The sequence below is a fragment of the Sedimenticola hydrogenitrophicus genome, from assembly GCF_025175675.1.
Lineage (GTDB): Bacteria > Pseudomonadota > Gammaproteobacteria > Chromatiales > Chromatiaceae > Sedimenticola > Sedimenticola hydrogenitrophicus.
This window is the reverse complement of record NZ_JANIOA010000032.1, coordinates 25,703-48,660: the sequence shown is the minus strand read 5'-3', so window position 1 is coordinate 48,660 and position 22,958 is coordinate 25,703. Positions and strand designations below refer to the sequence as shown.

17 protein-coding genes are annotated in these 22,958 nt (G+C 61.1%); 2 read left to right on the top strand and 15 right to left on the bottom strand.

Annotated elements, in window-relative coordinates; all coding sequences use genetic code 11:
• Positions 1-38: 38 nt before the first annotated feature.
• The 13 genes from NPX02_RS15875 to leuC all read right to left on the bottom strand — a co-directional run bounded on the left by NPX02_RS15875 (position 39) and on the right by leuC (position 16,668).
• Positions 39-653 (bottom strand): SPOR domain-containing protein, encoded by a 615-nt coding sequence (locus NPX02_RS15875; protein ID WP_260294760.1) that lies wholly within the window; start codon positions 651-653, stop codon positions 39-41.
• A 341-nt stretch (positions 654-994) separates the two neighbouring features.
• Entirely contained in the window at positions 995-2,269 is a 1,275-nt protein-coding gene (folC, locus tag NPX02_RS15870) for a bifunctional tetrahydrofolate synthase/dihydrofolate synthase (RefSeq protein WP_260294759.1), read from the bottom strand.
• 527 nt (positions 2,270-2,796) lie between these two features.
• Entirely contained in the window at positions 2,797-3,699 is a 903-nt protein-coding gene (accD, locus tag NPX02_RS15865; RefSeq protein WP_260294758.1) for an acetyl-CoA carboxylase, carboxyltransferase subunit beta, read from the bottom strand.
• A 64-nt stretch (positions 3,700-3,763) separates the two neighbouring features.
• A complete protein-coding gene (gene trpA, locus NPX02_RS15860; RefSeq protein ID WP_260294757.1) occupies positions 3,764-4,570 on the bottom strand; it encodes a tryptophan synthase subunit alpha in 807 nt (268 codons plus the stop codon).
• Entirely contained in the window at positions 4,567-5,751 is a 1,185-nt protein-coding gene (trpB, locus tag NPX02_RS15855; RefSeq protein WP_260294761.1) for a tryptophan synthase subunit beta, read from the bottom strand. Before trpB ends, trpA begins: the two co-directional genes overlap by 4 nt.
• Positions 5,752-5,761: 10 nt before the next feature.
• Complete coding sequence (locus NPX02_RS15850; RefSeq protein WP_260294756.1) at positions 5,762-6,394, bottom strand: phosphoribosylanthranilate isomerase; 633 nt, start codon at positions 6,392-6,394, stop codon at positions 5,762-5,764.
• 99 nt (positions 6,395-6,493) lie between these two features.
• A complete protein-coding gene (gene truA / locus NPX02_RS15845) occupies positions 6,494-7,270 on the bottom strand; it encodes a tRNA pseudouridine(38-40) synthase TruA (protein WP_260294755.1) in 777 nt (258 codons plus the stop codon).
• Between the two features lie 261 nt (positions 7,271-7,531).
• Entirely contained in the window at positions 7,532-10,462 is a 2,931-nt protein-coding gene (locus NPX02_RS15840; RefSeq protein WP_260294754.1) for a FimV/HubP family polar landmark protein, read from the bottom strand.
• A gap of 101 nt (positions 10,463-10,563) precedes the next feature.
• A complete protein-coding gene (locus NPX02_RS15835) occupies positions 10,564-11,589 on the bottom strand; it encodes an aspartate-semialdehyde dehydrogenase (RefSeq protein WP_260294753.1) in 1,026 nt (341 codons plus the stop codon).
• 436 nt (positions 11,590-12,025) lie between these two features.
• Positions 12,026-13,141: an aspartate-semialdehyde dehydrogenase gene (asd, locus tag NPX02_RS15830; RefSeq protein ID WP_260294752.1), complete on the bottom strand. Its 1,116-nt coding sequence runs from the start codon at positions 13,139-13,141 to the stop codon at positions 12,026-12,028.
• Positions 13,142-13,297: 156 nt separating this feature from the next.
• On the bottom strand, positions 13,298-14,380 hold the full coding sequence (leuB, locus tag NPX02_RS15825; protein ID WP_260294750.1) for a 3-isopropylmalate dehydrogenase: 1,083 nt from the start codon (positions 14,378-14,380) through the stop codon (positions 13,298-13,300).
• A gap of 240 nt (positions 14,381-14,620) precedes the next feature.
• Positions 14,621-15,265: a 3-isopropylmalate dehydratase small subunit gene (gene leuD / locus NPX02_RS15820; protein WP_260294749.1), complete on the bottom strand. Its 645-nt coding sequence runs from the start codon at positions 15,263-15,265 to the stop codon at positions 14,621-14,623.
• A complete protein-coding gene (leuC, locus tag NPX02_RS15815; RefSeq protein ID WP_260294748.1) occupies positions 15,265-16,668 on the bottom strand; it encodes a 3-isopropylmalate dehydratase large subunit in 1,404 nt (467 codons plus the stop codon). Before leuC ends, leuD begins: the two co-directional genes overlap by 1 nt.
• Positions 16,669-17,080: 412 nt before the next feature.
• Here leuC and NPX02_RS15810 point away from each other — a divergent pair, with 412 nt between their 5' ends.
• Positions 17,081-17,965: a LysR family transcriptional regulator gene (locus tag NPX02_RS15810; RefSeq protein ID WP_260294747.1), complete on the top strand. Its 885-nt coding sequence runs from the start codon at positions 17,081-17,083 to the stop codon at positions 17,963-17,965.
• 283 nt (positions 17,966-18,248) lie between these two features.
• Here NPX02_RS15810 and narL read toward each other — a convergent pair whose 3' ends face one another.
• Both narL and NPX02_RS15800 read right to left on the bottom strand, forming a co-directional pair.
• Positions 18,249-18,890: a two-component system response regulator NarL gene (gene narL / locus NPX02_RS15805; RefSeq protein ID WP_335342593.1), complete on the bottom strand. Its 642-nt coding sequence runs from the start codon at positions 18,888-18,890 to the stop codon at positions 18,249-18,251.
• 324 nt (positions 18,891-19,214) lie between these two features.
• Positions 19,215-21,197: a type IV pili methyl-accepting chemotaxis transducer N-terminal domain-containing protein gene (locus NPX02_RS15800; RefSeq protein WP_260294745.1), complete on the bottom strand. Its 1,983-nt coding sequence runs from the start codon at positions 21,195-21,197 to the stop codon at positions 19,215-19,217.
• A 289-nt stretch (positions 21,198-21,486) separates the two neighbouring features.
• On the opposite strand from NPX02_RS15800, the gene NPX02_RS15795 reads away from it, so the two are divergent.
• Entirely contained in the window at positions 21,487-22,926 is a 1,440-nt protein-coding gene (locus tag NPX02_RS15795) for an MFS transporter (protein ID WP_260294744.1), read from the top strand.
• Positions 22,927-22,958 lie beyond the last annotated feature (32 nt).

The window sequence follows — 22,958 nt, the reverse complement described above, 5'->3', positions numbered from 1 at the left end:
AAAATCCTGTAATTCGCCTTAAATAAGTGCCATTCAACTCAGGGATAGGATCTCACCGTGCCCTTTAGATTCAACGGCTTGAGGTCCTTGTTCAGACTGACCAGCATCTTGTCGGCCAGTTTACGATCGACCTCCGGCCCGACCTTGACCCGATAGACGGTCTTGCCGTCCACATCCGCCTGTTCCATGAACGCGGCGTATTTCATCTCGCGGATCTGCTGCACCAGCTTCTCGGCATTCTCCCGGCTGGAGAAGCTGCCGACCTGAATCACCCAGGCGGTCAGGCCGACCCGCGGCTCAACGACGGGCGGCTCGGCGACCGGTGGCTCAACAGCCGGCGGCGCAACGGCCGGCGACTGGGTTTCCGCCTGTTCGGGGCTATCGGCCGGGGCGGAAGGCGCGGTTTTCTCCGCTACCGTCGGGGTCGGCGGCGGCTTCAGCGGCACGATCTGCGGTCGGTGCGAGGCCGGCGGGATGGCAAGCTGCTCACCCTCGGAAGGGATCACCCGGGAGGAGAAGTCGCGCTCGGGCTTGGGTGGGATATTGGTCTTGTAGATGCCGGTCTCGATCACCGGCTCGTCCTCCAGCAGCATCGGCACGAAGATCACCACCAGCGACACCAGCACCGTCGCCCCGACCAACCTTTTTTTCAATCCTTCATCCACGTCGTACACCTTTTTGCCGATTTCGAGGTTGCCCCCATTATAGGGATGGTTGCCGCCGCCATTCCAGACCCGTCTGGCGAAATGTCGCCTCCAGTGCGGCCTGCGCCGATGTACAGGTCTTTGCTCTCGCCAAGTTTCGTAGGGTGGATAAGCCGGTAGGCGCATCCACCACTGCTAAATACCTCGATTCAACAGCAAGGTACGCAAACAGATACAATGGCTTGCCTGCATGTCCGGACCAACCCGGCAGGCGAAGGCCAAAGATAATTCTAGTAGTTGTTTTTACTCGTTTTCTTTGCGTATTTGGCGATTGAAATAAGATTTCCTGGTCACCCCCAGTGCTCAGCCAGCTTCGCCACGTCGCAGACCGCATAGAATGAGCCGAATACCACGATCCGATCCCCCTCCCCGGCAGCGGCGCGGGCGGCCGCAAAGGCGGCGGCGACATCGTCGAAGCGGTGCCGCCGGGACGCCTCGATCCCCTGCTCCCCGAGTACCTGTTCCAGCTGCGCGATGGGTGCTGCGCGGCCGGCGTCGATCTGAAACAGATACCACGCATCGATCCGCGGGGCCATGATCTTCACCACCTGATCGATCGCCTTGTCCGCCAGCATGGAGAATACGGCGAGGGTCCGGCCGTGACAGAACATGTCGCCGAGATTATCCGACAGCGCCCGCGCCGCCTGGGCATTATGGGCCACGTCCAGGATCACCTGGGGATCGCGGCCGAGCACCTGGAAACGTCCCGGCAGTTGCGCCTCCTGCAGTCCGAAGCGTACCGCGCGCTGATCCAGCGGCAGTTCGTCGCGCAACAGTTCCAGCGCCATCAGCGCGGCCGCGGCGTTCTGCAACTGGAAGGCGCCGCGCATATTGGGCAGCGGCAGCGAATGTCGCGGGTGTTCCGCCTGCAGCCACTCCCACCCCTGCTCCTGGCGGCGCCACTGGTAATCCTCGCCGGCCCGCAGCAGCCGGGCGCCCAGCCGCTCCGCCGCCGCCCCGATCGAGGCCGGCATGTCGCTGCCGGCATAGACCACCGGCCGGCCCGGGCGCATGATACCGGCCTTCTCCCGCCCGATCTGCTCCCGGGTCTGGCCCAGCCAGTCGGTGTGATCGATATCCACGGTGGTGATCAGGGCGACATCGGGATCGATGATATTGACCGCGTCCAGCCGTCCCCCCAGGCCCACCTCAAGCACCACCACATCCAGTGCGGCGGCGGCAAACAGATCCAGCGCCGCCAGGGTGCCGAATTCAAAATAGGTCAGCAGGGTGTCGCCACGCGCCCGGTCGACGCGCTCAAACGCCTCACAGATAACCCGGTCGGCTTGCGGCTCGCCATCGATCACGATGCGCTCGTTATAACGCACCAGATGGGGCGAGGTGTAGCACCCGACGCGATAGCCGGCGGCGCGCAGCATCGTCTCCAGAAAGGCGACACAGGAGCCCTTGCCGTTGGTCCCGGCCACCGTGATCACCTTGCAGCCGAGCGGCGCCGGGTGGAGTCGCCGCCAGACCGCGTTGACCCGCGCCAGACCAAGCTCGATCTCTCTCGGGTACAGCGTGCTCTGCCAGTTCAGCCAGTCATCGAGGTTGTCAAAACGCATCCTGATTACCCACAATACTCAGCCATGGTCGAATACCGTTTATTTAAGCCGCGAGGAGTGGTGCAAGGATGCACCGTTTACGGACCTAAGGATGGAATGAACGAGAATACACGCAAATAGTGATAAAGATAACCAACCGCTTAGGATTTAATCGGGACCGACTCATGCCCGAAAATGATCGGTACTCCCCAAACCAGCGGATAAGATGTTTACGAAATGACATTATTCGTGTTCATTTGCGGCTAATATTTTCCTCAACACAGCTGAGTTTGATGGGTAATCAGGAAACGCATAGGGGTGTCTGTCTCTAGACCGATTGGGATCGGAGTATAGGTTGGGTGGATAAGCGACAGCGTATCCACCGTGGACTGGTGAGGAGTGGTACAGGCATGGCAGGGGTCGGAGTCAAATTTGATGGACATTGTAGTATGATCTGCCACATTTCCTTGATCAAATTTGACTCCGACCCCGATGTAACCCGATGTACTTGCCAACCACAGCCTACGGTGCTGCTAAATCCGCGCCGTCTACTCCTCCGTAATAACAGGGATTTCGACTCCGCCCGCGGCGGCCGGTTTGGGCTGATGGGTCAGGATACTCAGCAGGTCGGCCAGCTTGTCGCGCATCTCGCGCCGATCGATGATCATATCCAGGGTGCCGTGCTCCAGCAGGAACTCGCTGCGCTGGAACCCCTCGGGCAGGGTTTCGCGTACGGTCTGTTCAATCACCCGGGGACCGGCGAAGCCGATGAGGGCGTTGGGCTCGGCCACATTCAGATCGCCCAGCATGGCGAAGCTGGCGGAGACGCCGCCGGTAGTGGGGTCGGTCATCACCGAGACATAGGGGACGCCCTGTTGGCGCATCTTCTGCAGTGCGGCACTGGTTTTGGCCATCTGCATCAGGGAGAACAGCGACTCCTGCATACGCGCGCCGCCACTGGCCGAGAAACAGATGAAGGGGATGCGCTGCTCCAGGCACACGTTCACCCCCCGGACGAATTTTTCACCCACCACGGAGCCCATGGAACCGCCCATGAAGCTGAACTCAAAGGCCGCCGAAACCACGTTCAGCCCCTTCAGGGTGCCCTGCATGACGATCAGCGCATCCTTCTCCCCCGACGACTTCTGCGCCTGGGTGATGCGATCCTTGTACTTTTTACTGTCCTTGAACTTGAGCGGATCGGTGGGCGACAGATCGGCGGCCAGTTCCCGCCCGGAATCCGCATCGAGGAATGCCGCCAGGCGCTTGCGCGCACCGATCCGGTTATGGTGGCTGCACTTGGGGCAGACATCCAGGTTGCGCTCCATCTCGGCGCGATAGAGGACTGCCCCACAACCGGGGCACTTGGTCCAGAGCCCCTCCGGAACGCCCCGCTTGTTGCCGCCTTCCGTGCGGATACGGCTCGGCATCAATTTTTCAAACCAACTCATGGTTAAATCCCGTTTTTTCTCTTTAATCCTGGCGGACGGCTGCCCGTGTCGGCAGCCGTCGGCATCATATCAAATCAATCGCCTGGCGCATGGAGGAGAGGATCATGGCGATGGCCGGGGCGATCTCATCCGGTGTTTCGCGCAGCTCCTCGATCCGTTGCACCAGGACGCTGCCGACGATCACCGCATCCGCCACCTGGGCCACGGCCTGGGCGGTGTTGGCGTCCTTGATGCCAAAACCGACGCCTACCGGCAGGCGGGTGTGTTTGCGGATCTGCGCGGTCTTGGCGGCGACATCGCCCACCGCCAGATGGCCGGCACCGGTGATCCCTTTCACCGACACATAATAGACAAATCCACTGGCGGTATCGCAGATGTGCTGCATGCGCTCATCCGTGGTGGTCGGCGCCATCAGGAAGATCGGATCGATATCCCGCGGCCGCAGGGAAGAGAGCAGATCGTCCGCCTCTTCCGGCGGCAAGTCCACCGTCAGCACGCCGTCGACACCGGCCTCGGCGGCGGCCAGGGCAAACGCCTCGTAGCCCATCACTTCGATGGGATTGAGATAGCCCATCAGCACCACCGGCGTGGCCTCATCGCGTTCGCGGAATTTCCGCACCATGCCCAGCACATCCCGCAGGCAGACACCCTGTTCCAGGGCGCGCTCACTGGCACGCTGGATCACCGGCCCGTCCGCCATCGGATCGGAAAACGGCACCCCCAGTTCGATAATATCGGCACCGGCCTCCACCATGGCGTGCATCAGCGGCACCGTCACAGCAGGTCCGGGATCGCCCGCGGTCACGAATGGAATCAGCGCCACCCGCCCCCGCTCTTCAAGCTGTTTGAAACGATCGCTGATCCTGCTCATATCTTTAATCCATCCCGTGCCGCCACGGTGTGCATGTCCTTGTCACCCCGGCCGGAGAGATTGACCAGAATGGTCTGTTGCTCACCCATCTCCCGGGCCAGCTTCAGGGCATAGGCGATGGCATGGCTCGACTCCAGCGCCGGAATAATCCCCTCGACCCGGGTCAAGGTATGGAATGCGGTCAGCGCCTCATCGTCGGTGATGGCCACGTAGCTGACGCGTCCCACGTCCTTCAGCCAGGCGTGTTCGGGGCCGACCCCCGGGTAGTCCAGTCCGGCCGAAATGGAGTGGGTCTCGATGATCTGGCCGTTCGGATCCTCCATCAGATAGGTGCGGTTGCCGTGCAGCACACCGGGGCTACCGGCACACAGCGGTGCGGCGTGGCGCCCCGAATCGAGCCCGTCACCGGCGGCCTCGACGCCATACATGGCGACCGACGCATCATTCAGGAAGGGGTGGAACAGGCCGATGGCATTGGAGCCGCCGCCGACGCAGGCGACCAAGGCATCGGGGAGCGCGCCGGTCTGCTGCTGCATCTGCACCCGGGCCTCCCGGCCGATCACGGCCTGGAAATCCCGCACCATGGCGGGATAGGGGTGGGGACCGGCGACCGTGCCGATGATGTAGAAGGTGTTGTCGATATGGGTCACCCAGTCACGCATCGCCTCGTTCAGTGCGTCCTTGAGGGTCTTGGAGCCGGATGACACCGACTCGACCCGGGCACCCAGCAGCTTCATGCGGTAGACGTTGGCCTCCTGGCGGGCGATATCCACCTCCCCCATGTAGACCACGCACTCCAGTCCCAGCCGGGCGGCGACCGTGGCGGTGGCCACGCCATGCTGACCGGCGCCGGTCTCGGCGATGATGCGGCGCTTGCCCATGCGCTTGGCCAGCAGCGCCTGACCGATGGTGTTGTTCACCTTGTGCGCGCCGGTATGGTTGAGATCCTCGCGTTTCAGGTAGATCCGCGCCCCGCCGTTCTCGCGGCTCAGCCGCTCGGCAAAATAGACCGGCGAGGGCCGTCCCACGTAGTTGGCCAGATCGGCGTCCAGCTCGGCCAGGAAGTCGGCGTCCTGCAGGTATTTTTCATAGGCATCACGCAGCTCCTGCAGCGGCTCCATCAGCGTCTCGGAGACGAACAGGCCGCCATAGGGGCCAAAATGCCCGCGGGCGTCCGGCATGTGGGTGAAATCAATCGGTTGTTCGGTTGGCACGCTCTACTCCTCGCATGAATGCCCTGATTTTCTCTTCATCCTTGATACCTTTCTCCTGCTCCACGCCACCACTCACGTCGACGGCATAGGGGCCGATCCGTTCAATGGCGGCCGCGACATTGTCCGGGGTCAGACCGCCCGCCAGAATGATCCGGGCCCGCATCGGCTCGGGTATCCGCGCCCAATCGAAGGTGGCACCCGTACCACCGGGCTTGCCCGGCTGATAGCTGTCGAGCAACAGGCCCGCCGCGCTCCGATACTGCCTGTCCAGGGCGGGCAGATCCACTTCCGGACGCATCCGCAGGGCCTTGATATAAGGGCGGCCATGGCCTTCGCAGGCCGCCGCGGTCTCATCTCCATGAAACTGCAACAGATCCAGCGGTACGCTCTCCAGCACCCCCGCCACCGCTTCGGCAGTGGCATTCACAAACAGTCCGACGGTGGTGACAAAGGGAGGCAGCTCGCGGATGATCTGCGCCGCCCGGGACACCGTTACCGCGCGTGGGCTGGGCGGATAGAAGACCAGACCGATGGCATCCGCACCGGCCCTGACTGCGGCCATGGCATCTTCAGGACGCGTAATACCACAAATTTTGACCCGGGTTCTCATAGAACAGATAACGATACAGGATAGTGCCTGATTGCGGAAGATTTTACCCCGCATCCGGGCGGAAAGCAGTGAAAAAAGTTGCCCTTTCCAGTCCCACCGTCACTCCTGAATAGCCACAGCAGCAGGCGCAACGAATTCATCGGGATAACCCACATGAACCAGATAGAGCCCCTCCGGCGGGGCGGTGACACCGCCCAGGGTGCGATCCCTGAACTCCAGCACATCCCGACACCAGGTCACCGGCTGTTCGCCCTTGCCGATGCTGATCAGCACGCCGGCGATATTGCGCACCATGTGATGCAGAAAGGCATTGGCCGTCACCTCGATCACCACCCGGTCATCCTCCCGACGCACCGCCAGCCGGCTGATGGTTCTGACCGGACTCTTGGCCTGACAGCCGACCGCCCGATAGGAGGAGAAGTCGTGGGTGCCCATCAGGTACGTGGCCGCCGCCTGCATGCGTTGCTCATCCAGCGTCTGGTGGATCCACACCGCGCGATGGCGCCAGATGGCCGACCGGGTGGGGCGATTCAGTATGACGTAGCGGTAACTGCGGCTGATGGCGGAAAACCGCGCATGGAACGACTCCGGCACTTCGCGCACCCAGTTGACATTCACATCATCGGGCAGGTTGACGTTGGTCCCCAGCAGCCAACCCCGTAGCGGGCGCAGCGCAGGCGTATCAAAATGGATCACCTGCCCCTCGCCATGTACCCCGGTATCGGTCCTGCCGGCACAATGGGTACGCACCGGATGGGCCGCCACCTTCCCCAGCGCCGCCTCCAGCAGCAGCTGCACCGTGCGCACACCGGATTTTTGTAACTGCCACCCGTGAAATGCGGAGCCGTCGTACTCGATACCCATCGCCAAACGCATTCAGCCTCTGCTCCTGATGGTCATGGAAGGATTGATCCTAAAAACTTCATCCTATCCGCTAAGAACACAAAGTAAAACAACGACTTGAATTCTCTCGACCCTCCATCTACCGGGCTGGACCGAACATGAAGACAAGCCATTGTATCTCTATGCGCACTTTACGTTCTTCGCGGTTGAATCCAGGAATTCAGGTTGATCCGGAAGCCAAAACAGCGGAAGGCGCACCGGGGTGCGCCTTCCGTCTGTTACTACTGAAAGCTGTCAGGAGAGCTGATCCAGCAGCTTCCGCGCCTCTGCCTGCTGCCCTTCGTTGCCCTCTTTGACCACCTCGTCGAGGATACTTCGGGCGCCATCGGCGTCCTCCATATCGACATAGGCGCGGGCCAGGTCCAGCTTGGTATTGATCTCATCGGTGAGGTCGCCCGCTTCTCCCTCAAGCTGAACATCGCCTTCGTCCTCCTGGTCCAGATCATCCAGGGAAAAGGACTCATCCAGCTCCAGGGGCTTCTCGTCATCCTCCGGGCCCAGCTCGAGCGAATCGTACATCTGCGAATCGGTCCCTTCCAGCGACAGCGAGTCGCTGAAATCGAGTACCGCGTCACCCAGTTGCTCGGCCTCCGACTCGGCATCCAGCCGCAGGTCATCCATTTCCGCGCTCTCCAGCGGATCCTCGATGGCGAAGGCACTCTCCTCGTCCAGCAAGCCTTCCATATCCAGGTCGCTCAGGGTCAGATCGCCATCCGCGGTATGCTCATCCACCGTGTCACTGTCCGCCACCAGATTGAGATCGGTATCGGCATCCAGGGAGAGGTCCTCTTCGCCTTCGTCGAGGGAGAGTATCTCCGCATCCTCCTCCACGGCCGGTGTCAGCTCCTCGCCTTCCGGCTCGAAGCCCAGATCCGTGCTGATTTCATCCAGATTGGCCTTGAGCAGTTCGCTGTCCATACTCAGATCGGCCAGGTCATCCAGGGTTGAGAATTCGGAACTTTCATCCAGATTCAGGGCAGCAACAGACTCCAGCTCGTCCTCCCGGTCCGCCAGATCGACCGAGGTGGAGTCCAGGTCCAAATCGAGTTCGTTATCCAGGCCGAGCTCATCCTCCAGCGAACTCAATTCGTCATCGTCCGGAGATGAGTGTGCAGCCCCCTCAAACAGGGCGTGACCGGCGGCCAATTGGGCTCCCATGACGATCACTTTGCCCCAGGCTGCCGGATCCCTTTGATCCAGACCTTCCGCCGATGCGCTTTCGGCCAGGGCGACAAAGGCGTCCTTATCCTTGGTCGCATAGAGGATCTCGAACAGCTTGTACTTCAGTTCCGTCCGCTCCGGGAACTTGTCCATCGCCTGACGAATCAGCTCCTCCGCCTGCTGGTAGCGTCCGTAGGCGATATAGACGTCCGCCTCCGCCAGCGGGTCCACCTCACCGGTCTCATCCTGCAAGGCATCGATATCGCTGGGCGAGAAGTCGCTCAGGAATGAGGTCTCCTCGGTCGAATGCGATGTCGATTCCTGGCCGATCTCATCCATCACCTGCTCGGAGTCGCTCTCATCGATGGTACTGATCAGGATACTCTCCTGGAAGTCCGCACTATGGGAACGGCGGCGGCTGATAGCCACCCAGAGCAGTGCCAGCAGGACCACGATACCGGCCACCGCCACACCCAGCAGGGTGGTATCCTGGCCGATCATCGCCAGCAGTCCGTCTTCCTCGGCGGGCTCGGCGGGTGTCGGCGAGGGGGCCGGCTGTGTCGCCGGTTCCGGTTGCGGTTGCGGCTCGGTCACAGGCGCCTGACTGGTCACCTCTGGTTCCGGGGTCTCCTCTTCCATCACCGGAGAGGGCTCATCCCCGCCGGCAAGCGGAGCGCCTCCGGGTACGACCGTGTCGGCTGGCTCCTCTTCCATGACCGGCGGCTGATCGGCTTCCGCCACCTCACCCTCGGCAGGTGCCGCGCTCTCCGGCTCCGGCTCGGCCATCACCGGTGCGCCATCGGCTGCGCCGTCCGCGCTTTCACTGACCACGGGGGGCTCTTCAGGGGTGTCGGTACTCCCCGCGACCCCGGCCTGCAGCCGTGACAATTGTTCGTTTTTCAGACTCAGCAGACGCTGCAGGTCTTCAAGCTGGGACTCCAGGTCCTCCACCCGGGAACGCACCGCCTCAGCCTCCTGCAGCGCCGCCTCCTTGGCCTCCTCGGAGGCGATCAGGTCCTGTTTCAGCTGGTCCAGCCCGGCTCCCTCGGCAGCGCCTTCACCAGCGTCTCCATTGGCGCCGGCCTCCCCCTCCCCACTGGGTCGTGCGGAGGCGATCTTCAGCTCGGCTGCGGGTGCGGCCTCGGCCGGCTGTTCCATGCCCATCGGCTGATCGGCAGCACCGCCTTCCACGACCATTTCGCTGGGCTGGCTGTCGGCCTGCCAATCCTGCAATTGCTCACGATAGGCGATCGACGCCTCACGTCGACTCAGCTCCCGTACCTCATCGGCCTTGGGAATACGCAGGACCTGCCCCACCTTGAGGTTGTTGATATTCTGATTGATGAACGCCTGTGGGTTGGCGCGCTGCAGGGCGATCATCATCTGCACCATGCTGGCGCCTTCGGTCCGCACCTGGCTGGCAATACCCCACAGGGTATCGTTGCGTTGAGTCGGGCCATATTCGTCGACTGCGGGACTACCGGCCCAGGTGACATCGGAGGGGGCAACGGCCGAGCGGCCGGCGGGTGCCCGCGGGGCCGGGGCCATCCGACTTTCCGGAGCCCGCTGCATCGGCGGCGGCTGCACCGCTGCAGGGCGGCGTTCCAGGGTGACCGGCGGATCCAGCAGAACGGTATACTCCCGCAACAGTCTGCCTTTCGGCCAGTTCACCTCAATGAGAAAATTGAGAAAAGGTTCGCGGATCGGATCGCGACTGGAGACGCGGATGACGCTCTTGCCGTCCGCCGTCTCCTCTGCCGTGAAGCGCAGCTTGCTGAGGATGAACGGACGATCTACTCCGGAGCGGCGAAACGCCTCTGGACTGGCCAGATTCACCTTGATATCGACGATCTCATCCTGATCGACCGACAACAGGTCGATCTCCGCATCAAAATACTGATTCAATGCGGAGTTGAGGTGGATATCCCCCAGTCCGACCGCGTAGCCGCTGAGCGGTGATATCCCCATCACCAAGGCAATAGCCAAGGATAATTTACGAACCATGTCTCCCCCTTCCATCCCCGCTGCCGCGAAATATCGGGCAGCTTAACCCGGCAAATACCCAAATCATAGAATACACTTAATAATTGTGGCCTAACTATAGCTTACAAATAGTCTTTTTCCAAAATTTCAGCAATCTGAATAGTGTTAAGTGCCGCACCCTTTCTCACATTATCAGACACAATCCACAAATTGAGCCCACGCGGATGCGAAATATCTTCACGAACACGTCCGACAAAGACGCCGTCGTGCCCGACGGAATCCGTCACCGGAGTGGGGTATCCGCCATCGCTCGACTCATCCAGCAGCTCAATACCGGGTGAATTCAGCAGCAGGTCCCGCGCCGCCTGCGCACTGATCTTCTCCCCGGTTTCGATATGTACCGCGGCGGCGTGACCGAAAAACACCGGCACCCGCACCGCCGTTGGATTGACCCGTAGCGATTCGTCACCCAGAATCTTGCGCGTCTCCCACACCATCTTCATCTCTTCACGGGTATAGCCGTTTTCCATGGATTCGTCGATCTGGGGCAGCACATTGAAGGCGATCTGCTTGGCAAAGACTTGCGGCTTTATCGACTGACCATTGAGCAGTCGCGCCGTCTGTCCCGCCAGCTCTTCGATCGCCCGGCGCCCGGCACCGGAAACGGACTGGTAGGTACAGACATTGATGCGCTCGATACCTACCGCGGCATGTATCGGCTTCAGGGCCACCATCAGCTGGATTGTAGAACAGTTTGGATTGGCGATGATACCGCGCTGCCGGTAATCGGCGATCCGTTCCGGATTGACCTCCGGCACCACTAGGGGAATATCGGATTCATAACGGAACTGTGAAGTATTATCGATGCAGATACAACCCGCTTCCACCGCTTTCGGGACAAATTCGGCGGAGACCGCCGCGCCGGCAGTAAACAGGGCGATCCTGACCTGGGTGAAATCGAACCCGGTCAGATCCCGCACCACCAGATGCTTCTTCCCGAACGGAACCCGCTTACCGACTGAGCGCTGACTGGCCAGTGCGTGGACCTTGCCCACGGGAAACCGGCGCTCCTCCAGAATCGTGAGCATCGTCTCGCCCACGATCCCGGTCGCGCCCACGACCGCGATATCCATTTTTTCATCCGTCATCAACACTCACCCACAAATAAAGTTAACCGGGAACCGGGAACCGGGCCAAACTGTATCAAATATATAAATTAAAATTCAACATGTTAGGTAACTATTCACCCGGCCTGCAAGTGATTGGCCTGCCTTGTTGGCCGATCTTGGTGGCGCCTCGAATTCGGCCCCTTTTCCAAATTCAAACCTGCCCTTGTTTGAGCGAAGCGAGTTGGGGCTGGCAGTGAAAAAGGGGCCGGATTCGAGGAGGCAAGCCATCGTGTGAGGCCGGCAAGGCAGGCCAATCATCCCGTGAACATTGGTGGATGCGCCTACTGGCTTATCCACCCTACAAATGTACCTTATCAAATTGAAGCAGTACTAGACCCGCCACAACAAAAAGGGAGCTGACCCAGCGGCCTGTCGATGCCGCTGGGCCAACTCCCGGTCTGTTACCGTTTACCGTTCAGTCCTGGAGCAGGATGCGCAACATGCGGCGCAGCGGTTCCGCCGCCCCCCAGAGTAACTGATCCCCCACTGTGAATGCCGAGAGGTAGTCCTCACCCATGGCCAGTTTCCGCAGACGACCCACCGGTACGTCCAGGGTCCCGGTCACCACGGCCGGAGTCAGCTCGCGGACGGTGCGCTCCCGGTCGTTCGGGATCACCTTGACCCAGTCATTGGCCTCCGCCAGCATACCCTCGATCTCATCCATCGGCAGCTTCTGCCTTAACTTGATGGTCAGAGCCTGGCTATGGCAACGCATGGCGCCGATGCGCACACAGAGTCCGTCGATCGGCACCGGGTTGGCCTCACGCCCGAGGATCTTGTTGGTCTCGGCCCCGCCCTTCCACTCTTCGCGGCTCTGACCGTTGGGCAACTGGGTATCGATCCAGGGGATCAGGCTGCCGGCCAGCGGCACCCCGAAGTTGTCGGTGGGAAACGCCTCGCTGCGCATGGCGGTCGCCACGTCCCGATCGATGTCCAGAATGGCCGAGGCCGGATCGGCCAGCAATCCCGCTACCGAGGCATGCGCCGCGCCCATCTGGCTCAGCAGCTCGCGCATGTTCTTGGCGCCGGCGCCGGAGGCCGCCTGGTAGGTCATGGCCGTCGCCCACTCCACCTGATCCCGGTTGAACAGACCGCCCAGGGCCATCAGCATCAGGCTGACGGTGCAGTTGCCGCCGATGAAGTCCTTCACCCCGGAGGCCAGGGCGCCCTGGATCACGTCCATATTGATCGGATCGAGGATAATCACGCTGTTCTGCTCCATGCGCAGGGCGGAGGCGGCATCGATCCAGTAACCGTCCCAACCGGCGCCGCGCAGGTCCTTGTACACCTGCTTGGTGTAGTCACCGCCTTGACAGGAGACGATGGCATCCATCGCCTTCAGTTCATCGATGCGGGTGGCATCCTTGAGCGCGGGTATCGGCTTGCCGATGTCGGGCCCCTCCTGTCCCACCTGCGAAGTGGTGAAGAAGACCGGCTCGTCGATCAGATCGAAGTCTTTTTCCGCAAGCATCCGCTCCATCAGGACCGAGCCCACCATGCCACGCCAGCCGACAAAACCTACCCGTTTCATTGCTTTCACCTATATATGAGATACAAAAATCGTCAATAACCGCACGCCAACCCGTCCTGGGGAGGGGTCGGAGTCAGGCCGCGCGATCCGGCAGGCAAGACCAACCGGCAGGGGCGGCCTGACTCCGACCCCTTGGCATGATAAACCGCGTGTCAGCTAGCCTTCACGCAATGCGGCTACCACCGCGTCGCCCATCGCCTCGGTACCCACCTTCTGCGTACCCTCGGAGTAGATATCCGGGGTGCGCAATCCCTGATCCAGGGTCGCGTTCACCGCCCGCTCGACCCGCTCCGCCATGGCGTCCTCGTCCAGCGAGTAGCGCAGCATCATGGCCACCGAGAGGATGGTCGCCAGCGGATTGGCCACACCCTGCCCGGCGATGTCCGGCGCCGAGCCGTGGATCGGCTCGTACATGCCCTTGCCGTGCTCGTCCAGCGAGGCGGAGGGGAGCATGCCGATGGAACCGGTCAGCATGGAGGCGCAATCGGAGAGGATATCGCCAAACATGTTGGTCGTCACCATTACATCGAACTGTTTCGGCGCCCGCACCAGCTGCATGGCCGCATTGTCCACGTACATGTGGGACAGCTCCACCTCGGGATAGTCGGCGCCGACCCTGATCGCCACCTCGCGCCACATCTCGGTACACTCCAGCACATTGGCCTTGTCCACCGAGCAGACCCGCTTGTTGCGCTTCATGGCGATGTCCATGGCCACGCGGACGATACGGTCCACCTCGGACTCACGGTAGACCAGGGTGTTGAAGCCCTCCTTCTCGCCGTTCTCCAGCACCCGTACCCCGCGCGGCTGGCCGAAGTAGATACCGCCGGTCAGCTCGCGCACGATCATGATATCCAGGCCGAAGACCACTTCCGGGCGCAGGGTGGAGGCATCCGCCAGTTGCGGATAGAGGATGGCGGGACGCAGGTTGGCGAACAGCCCCAGCTCCTTGCGGATTCCCAGCAACCCCTTCTCCGGACGCACCGAGATGTCCAGCGGCTCCCACTTGGGCCCGCCCACCGCGCCCAGCAGCACCGCGTCGGCCTCTTTCGCCAGGTTCAGGGTCGCCTCGGGCAACGGATGACCCGCCGCATCGTAAGCGGCACCGCCGATCAGCGCCTCATCCATGTCGATATCCAGTCCGTAATCGTCACGCAGGCAGGCCAGCACCTTGACCGCCTCGGCGACGATCTCCTGACCGATGCCGTCACCCGGCAGTACCAGAATGTTTTTGCTCATTGTTGTTCAACCTTGTCGAAAGTTTTTCTATTAACAGGGGGCGCCGAATGGCACTTACTTACGCCATGAACCATCGTCATTCCGGCGCAGGCCGGAATCCAGAAATACCGCCACCATTCAGCAGCCTGGATCCCGGCCTGCGCCGGGATGGCAAAAATCCTGCAATTCGCCTTAAGTAATGTAGCATTCGGGTCGGAGCCGAATTACCGACTCCGACCCCGTCATGGTTAGTCGCCTTGATCAGCCGTCGCCAAAGATCCATGGCGCCTTTGACCGCCGCTGCTGCTCGAAGGCGGCGATCTCGTCGCTGTGGCGCAGGGTCAGACCGATATCGTCCAGTCCCTCCAGCAGGCACTGCTTGCGGAACTCGTCCACCTCGAAGCCGATTTCCTCACCATCGGACATGGTCAGGGTCTGGGCCTGCAGGTCCACGGTAATCCTCAGCGCTTCGTCCCCGGTCGCCTTGGCGAACAGGCCGTCGATCTGGCTGGCGCTCAGGCGGATCGGCAGGATACCGTTCTTGAAGCAGTTGTTGAAAAAGATATCGGCGAAGCTGGGTGCCAGGATCACCCTGAAGCCGTAATCGGCCAGCGCCCAGGGGGCGTGCTCCCGGGACGAGCCGCAGCCGAAGTTGTCCCGTGCCAACAGCACCTGGGCGCCGGCGTAACGGGCGTCATTGAGCACGAAAGATACATTCAACGGCCGATGAGTGCAGTCCATATCGGGCTCGCCGTGATCCAGGTAGCGCCACTCGTCGAACAGATAGGGGCCGAAGCCGGTACGCTTGATCGATTTGAGAAACTGCTTGGGAATGATGGCGTCGGTATCCACATTGGAGCGGTCCAGCGGGGCCACCACACCGGTAAAAATATTAAAAGCTTCCATCAGAGCCCCCTCACATCAACAAAATGGCCCATCACGGCTGCCGCGGCCGCCATGGCCGGACTCACCAGGTGGGTGCGTCCGCCCTGCCCCTGGCGCCCCTCGAAGTTGCGGTTCGAGGTGGAGGCGCAGCGCTCACCCGGCTTGAGCCGGTCGGCATTCATCGCCAGGCACATGGAACAGCCGGGCTCGCGCCATTCAAAACCGGCCTCGATGAAGATCTTGTCCAGGCCCTCGGCTTCCGCCTGCTGCTTGACCAGGCCGGTGCCCGGGACCACCAGCGCCTGCACGATATTGGGCGCCACCTTGCGGCCCCTGGCCACCTCGGCCGCGGCCCGCAGGTCCTCGATGCGGCCGTTGGTGCAGGAGCCGATAAACACATGGTCCGGGCGGATCTCCACCAGCGGGGTGCCGGCTTCCAGCCCCATGTACTGCAAGGCGCGGCGCATGCCGTCGGCCTTGGTGGGATCTTTTTCCTGGTCCGGATCGGGCACGATGCCGTCCACCGGCAGCACCATCTCCGGCGAGGTACCCCAGGTCACCTGGGGCTGTATTGCCGCGGCATCGATACGCACCACGGCGTCGAATTCCGCCCCCGCATCGGATTGCAGTCCGCGCCAGGCGGCCTCGGCCTGCGCCCACTGCTCGCCCTTCGGCGCATAGGGGCGGCCCTTGAGGTAGTCGAGGGTGGTGTCATCCACCGCCACGAAGCCGGCGCGGGCGCCCGCCTCGATGGCCATATTGCAGACCGTCAGTCGCCCTTCCATGCTCAGGGCGCGGATCGCCTCGCCACCGAATTCGATCACGTAGCCGGTGCCGCCGGCGGTGCCCAGGACACCGATGATCTTGAGTACGATATCCTTGGCGGTGACGCCGGGACCGACCTGGCCGTCGACGCTCACCAGCATCGACTTGGATTTCTTCTGGATCAGGGTCTGGGTCGCCAGCACATGCTCCACCTCGGAGGTGCCGATACCGAACGCCAGGGCGCCGAAGGCGCCGTGGGTGGCGGTGTGGGAGTCACCGCAGACCACGGTCATGCCGGGCAGGATCAGCGCCTGCTCCGCGCCCATCACATGCACCACGCCCTGACGTACATCGGACATGCCGAATTCGGTGATACCGAACTCCTCGCAGTTGCGATCCAGGGTCTCCACCTGGAGACGGGCGATCGGATCTTCAATACCCTGGGCCCGGCCCAGGGTCGGCACGTTGTGGTCGGGGGTTGCGATGGTGGCACTGGTGCGCCAGGGCTTGCGCCCGGCCAGCCGCAGGCCCTCGAAGGCCTGGGGCGAGGTCACCTCATGCACCAGCTGCCGGTCTATATAAAGGAGCGTGGTACCGTCCGCGTCGGTCCGCACCACATGCTCCTGCCAAATCTTGTCGTAGAGTGTTTTTGCGCTCATCGTTCTGCCACCTGTGAATGGAACCGAAAGGATAAACCCCGATTAAATATAAAACAAATTCATCTTTTTTATGTTTATAATTCTTTAAAGGAATATATTATTCTTTAGGCCGGGGCTGGAGCCCGTAGGTTGGGGTGAGCCTGCGAACCCCAACGGACTCGATCCAACCGCGAAGAACGCCAAGTACGCAAAGAGATACAATGGCTTATCTTCATTTTCGGTCCAACCCGCAGGTCGAGGTTCTGGAGAATACAAGCCGTTGTTTTCCTTCGCGCTCTTTGCGTCCTTAGCGGTTGAAATGAAGTTTTTATGGATCGGGGTCGGAGTCAAGCCGCCAATAACTGGCGCCATTTCTCCAATGATTGCGCGGCTTGACTCCGACCCCTGCGAACACAACCCGCAGGATACTATGATGGATATTAATGCGTTAAAGGCCTTTCTGGCGGTGGCGGAGAGCACCTCCTTTTCCCACGCTGCTGAACAATTGCACCTGACACAGCCGGCCGTCAGCAAACGGGTGGCCTCCCTGGAATCAGAGCTGAACACCCGCCTGTTCGACCGCATCAGCCGCAAGATCAGCCTGACCGAGGCGGGCCGGCAGTTGCTGCCCCGGGCCCGGCGGATGATCTACGAGCTGGAGGACATCCGTCGCAGCATTGCCAATCTCGCCGGCGAGGTGGGCGGCCGGCTGATCATGGGCACCAGCCATCATATCGGCCTGCGGCGCCTGCCGCCGGCGCTCAAACGCTACAGCCGGCGCTACCCCGAAGTCCAGCTGGATATCCGCTTCATGGATTCGGAGACGGCCTGTGGTGCGGTGCTGCAGGGCGATCTGGAGCTGGCCATCGTCACCCTGCCCACGGAGCCGATCACCAACCTGACCACCCAGCCCATCTGGCACGATCCGCTGCTCTTCGTGGTAGCGAAAGAGCATCCCCTGGCCGCCCGGCCGCTGGTTTCATTGGCTGACCTGGTCGAGTATCAGGCGGTGCTGGTGGCCGAGGGCACCTACACCCGGGGCATCCTGGAACGGGCCTTGCGGCCGCTCGGGCTCAGTCTGAAGGTCGGCATGGCCACCAACTATTTCGAGACCCTGAAGATGATGGTCTCCATCGGCCTCGGCTGGAGCCTGCTGCCGGAGAGCATGACCCATGACCCCGATCTGAAGGTGCTGGATATCGCGGAACCGCGGCTGAGCCGCACCCTGGGGGCGGTGACCCACACCAACCGTTCAATATCGAATGCCGCCCGGGCGATGGTGGAGGCCTGTCTGGAAAGTTTGAAGGGTGAAGTTTGAAGTATGAAAGAAAAGAAATGCACGATTTTACCCTTCACGAAGCAATCCTGAATGTGGGCGCTCGGCATTGACGAGCCGTTTTACTCCCAGTACCGGTTCAGTGCCAAACGTCGGGCGGGTCACTCCCTTTCAGATGTAGAGTGCCGGTGAGCTTGCGAACCGCACCAACCCCCACTGAAAACGGCGCCAGTGTCCTGATGCGGTTCGCTTCACTCACCGCATCCTACGATCTGAAGACCAAAATCAGAATTGCGTCAGTTCACCCTTCAAACTTCAAACTTCTTCACCCCGCCGGGCTGTTCTTGGTACACCAGACCGCCGCTTCCAGCCGGGTGCGCAGATTGAGTTTTTTCAACAGGTGTTTGACGTGCACCTTGATGGTGCCCTCGGCGATATCCAGTTCCCGGGCGATCTGCTTGTTGCTCATGCCGGTGGCGATCAGGTCCAGGATCTCCTCTTCCCGCGGGGTCAGGCCCGCCTCGCTGGGGGAGCGGGGCCGGGCATCCTCGCGCAGCGCCCGGGCCAGCAGTTCGGTCAGGCTGTCGGTGATCGCCAGCCGGCCGGAGGCGGCGATCTGGATCTGCTCCAGGACATTCTCCGGCTCCATGTCCTTCAACAGATAGCCATCGGCCCCCAGACGCAGTGCCGCCGTGACATCACTCTCGCTGTTGGAGACGGTCAGCATCACCACATAGCTCTCCAGATCGGTCTGCTTCAGCGCCTTTAGGGTCTGCAGACCATCCATCCCCTTCATGTTGAGGTCGAGCAGAATCAGCTCCGGTTTAAGTTCCAGCGCCCGGGCCAGCCCCTCCTCCCCCGACGAGGCCTCGGCCACCAGACACAGCTCCGGGTCCATACCGATCAGATCCGCCAGCCCTTTGCGGAACAGCGGATGATCGTCAATAATCATGATTGAAATCGGCATCGCCTTATTCATAACTCTACCTGGTTACCCATCTAACTCAACCATCATCTGAAAAAATTCAGCCGCGAAGAGTGGTGCAAGGATGCACCGCTTACGGACCTAAGGATGGAATAAACGCAAATTAACGCGAATAAACCATTTGAAATCCAATGCTTACGCCTACATACCACAATGCCCCTGGCAGGATTCCGGTGGAGGCATGACCCGCATCAAGCCGTACCGCGAATGATGCGGTTCGCAAGCTCACCAGCATCCTACTGGGAGCATTACACGTTTGTCCTCCGCCGCGAATTCAGAACAATTGTGTAATACTCCCATTTGTGTTTATTCGCGTTCATTCGCGGCTATATAAACGCTATCCGACCCTGGCTGACTTTCTAGTGCCTCATGGCCCTTCTTTGAGGCCATGAATTCGAATACCACCCGGGTGCCATGCTCCGGCAACGGCTCGATGGTCAGCGTTCCGTCCAGGCTGCGAACACGTTCGTCCATAATCGCCAGGCCGTAATGGCGGGAGCGCTCGGGTGAGTCCGGGATACCATGGCCGTCATCCACCACGCTCACCCGGATCGGCTCATCCTCCCCGCCCGTCAAAGTCACCTGTGCCGCCGTGGCGCCGGAGTGGCTGATCACGTTGGAGAGCGCCTCGCGTATCACCTGCAGCACATGGATCTCCTGGTTCTCACTCAGCTGCAGCCCCTGCAGATTGCAATCGAGCCGGATATCGATATCGCCGCGGCCATTGAACTCATCAACCGTATCCTCCAGCGCCTGGCGCAGGCCCCGGCCATCCACCTTCAGGCGGAAGGTGGTCAGCAGCTCGCGCAGCTGCCGGTAAGCACTGCTCAGGCCCTCGCGAATCTCCTGCACCACGCCCTGGATGGTCTGTTCGTCACGGGACTGCTTCAACGCCATGTCCAGGCGACTCACCTGGATCTTCAGATAGGAGAGCGACTGGGCCAGGGAGTCATGCAGCTCACGGGCGATCACCCCCCGCTCCTCGTAGAGCGCCAGCCGCCGGTTGTAGGTGGTGCGATAGGCCACGCCGATGGCCGCGCCGATGTGATCCGCCACCGCCTCCAGCAGCTGCTTCTGCCACACCTTGAGCAGGGTGCCCTCGGGGATGGCGATGAACAGGATACCATGCTGCTCATCCTGATCCCGAATCGGGATCGACAACACCCGCCGCGCCGTCAGGTCGGACTCACGCCACTCCTTGATCTGGGTCCCCTGCTGGTTCATGCAGGCCAGGCACTCCTCCTTGTTGCAGACGGTCGCCCCCGACAGGTTGCTGGATGCCAGGGTGAACACCTCGCCGCCCATCGATTTGGCCAGACAGATATTACCCGGCCCGAAACCGACCACCTTTTCGATATCCTTGAGCAGCTCTTCGTACATCTGTGGTGATATATGGGTGTCGCTGAGGCGGCGGGTGGTCTTGTACAGCAGCTCCAGCGAGCGGTTGCTGCGTTCCAGATCGACGGTCTTTTCCCGCACCCGTTTCTCCAGATCGGCATACATCTTGGACAGGTCGTCCGCCATGCCGTTGAAGGCGCTACCCAGCTGGCCCAGCTCGTCACCCTGCTCGTGTTTGACCCGCACCGTGAAATCACCGCGCCGCGCATGCTGGGCAAAACGCAGCAGGTCACGCAACGGCGGCAACACCGCCGCCTGCACCAGAAACATGGTGTAGAACACCGCCGCCAGGGTCAGAAACAGGGAGTTGAGCTGAATGATCCGCAACCACTGGATGTTGGACTCGGTCCCCTCTTCCAGCAGCCGGACCAGGTTATCGATATCGTCGACAAAACGGTCGACGATGGAGACATAGCGCTTGCGTATGTTCTGCTGGGTGGCGACGAACAGGGGATCGTCCGCCTCGTAATCGGGAATTAGCCGGCTCTTGTCCGGCGCCATCAGGCCCACGTACACCGTCAGCACCGGTTTGATCTTGCGGTGCCACTGTTGGTTGATCCGGTTGTAGGCCTTGGTCAATCGATGATTTGGATCGGATGGCATAATACCGATCAGGCGGGGGCTGCGCAGCCGCTCCTCGAACTCCTGGACCAGTTGGTTGGTCAGCTTCCAGTAGGTCTCGGTATCGATACCGGACTGGTAGACCAGCCGGGTGGCGATGCGATAGGACTGCATGCGCAGGCTGCCGGCCTGATTGACTGCCGCCGCGTGACCCTGGGTCTTCTCCTCGATGATGATCGACCCCAGCATGGTCAGAAAACCGAGCAGGATGATGGATCCCATGGAGAGCCCCATGCGCAGGACTATGGAATTTTTGAAGCGTGGTGCCATGCGGGGATCTTATCCTGAGCAGGGGTGGTAGAGGCAAGGTCTTTAGCAGTACCACCTTAAACTCCGCAGGGTTTGTATCCCTCCGACCACCACCCGTCGGGGGGTTATTTTTCCCTTTATTTACATGGACTTCTAGTCCATACCCCTCTACCACTTTGGTGGTATTCCCAGCGACGGGACGACGTTTACCCCCACTTCCACAACTATTTTATGGGTATAGACTGCACCCACACTCCGCGGAGTGGACTGTTTTCCCCAGATAACTTTAGTAGTTACAGGTATTGAGAACATGGCAAGTCAGCAAAGAAAAGCAATATCCGTACTGAGCATGAATACCATCGCCTTTACCGCCTGCTTCGCGGTCTGGGTAATGTTCTCCATCATCGGCATCCCGATCAAACAGCTGCTCACCCTGAACGACACCCAATTCGGCCTGCTGATCGCCACGCCCATTCTGACCGGTTCCCTGGTGCGTCTGCCGGTGGGCATGCTCACCGACCGGTTCGGCGGCCGCATCGTCTACTTCATCCTGATGTGCGCCACGATCCTCCCGCTCTGGTTCATCGGCAACGCCACTCAGTATTGGCAATTCCTGGTGCTGGGCCTGTTTGTCGGTGTCGCCGGCGCCTCCTTCTCGGTGGGTATCGCCTACACCGCCCGCTGGTTCACCAAGGAGAAGCAGGGCTTCGCCATGGGTATCTTCGGCGCCGGCAACGCCGGCGCGGCGCTGACCAAGTTCGTCGCCCCCTCCCTGGTGGTCGCCTACGGCTGGACCATGGTACCCAAGGTCTACGCCGTCGCCATGGGCGTGGTGGTGATCCTGTTCTGGATGTTCACTTACGAGGACCCCGACCACAAGGTCTCCAAAACCATCACCATAAAAGAGCAGCTGGCCGCGCTGAAAGACCCCAGAGTATGGAAATACTGCCAGTACTACTCCCTGGTCTTCGGCGGCTTCGTCGGCCTCTCCCTGTGGATGACCAAGTATTACATTAACGAGTATGGGTTCGATCTGACCACCGCCGCCCTGCTGGCCGCCATTTTCGTGCTCCCCTCCGGGGTGATCCGCGCCCTCGGCGGCTGGTTCTCCGACAAGTACGGCGCCTACAAGGTGACCTGGTGGGTGATGTGGATCTCCTGGGTCTGCCTGTTCATCATGTCCTATCCGCAGACCGCGGTCACCATCAAGACCCTCAACGGCCCGGTCACCTACGATCTCGGCCTGAACGTCTGGGTGTTCACCAGCCTGCTGTTCATCGTCGGTATCGCCTGGGGCTTCGGCAAGGCGTCGGTGTTCAAGTTTCTCTCCGACGAGTATCCCGAGAACATCGGCGTCATCTCCGGCATCGTCGGCCTGGCCGGCGGTATGGGCGGCTTCCTGCTACCCATCATGTTCGGCGCCATGAAGGATATCACCGGGGTCAACTCCACCGTCTTCATGCTGCTCTACGGCGCCACCTGCGTCTCCCTAATTTGGATGCATTACACCTTCGCCAGGGAGCATCAGGAACAGGACATGGAGATCGCCAAGGGACATGCGGTGGATGAGTATGTGAAATCCCACGAATGCCCGGAAGAGTACGCCGCCGCCAAGGCCGCGGTTGAACAGGCGCACCTGCTGGAAGAGCTGTTCGCCAGGTATTCCGAATCGAAACAACGCGCGAGGCTGGAGGCGGACGACATACGCATGCGTCAGCTGAAGGCGGCCGCTGTGGATACGCTTGAGTAGTGACAAGAGTGAAAAAACACCACGATTGAAGC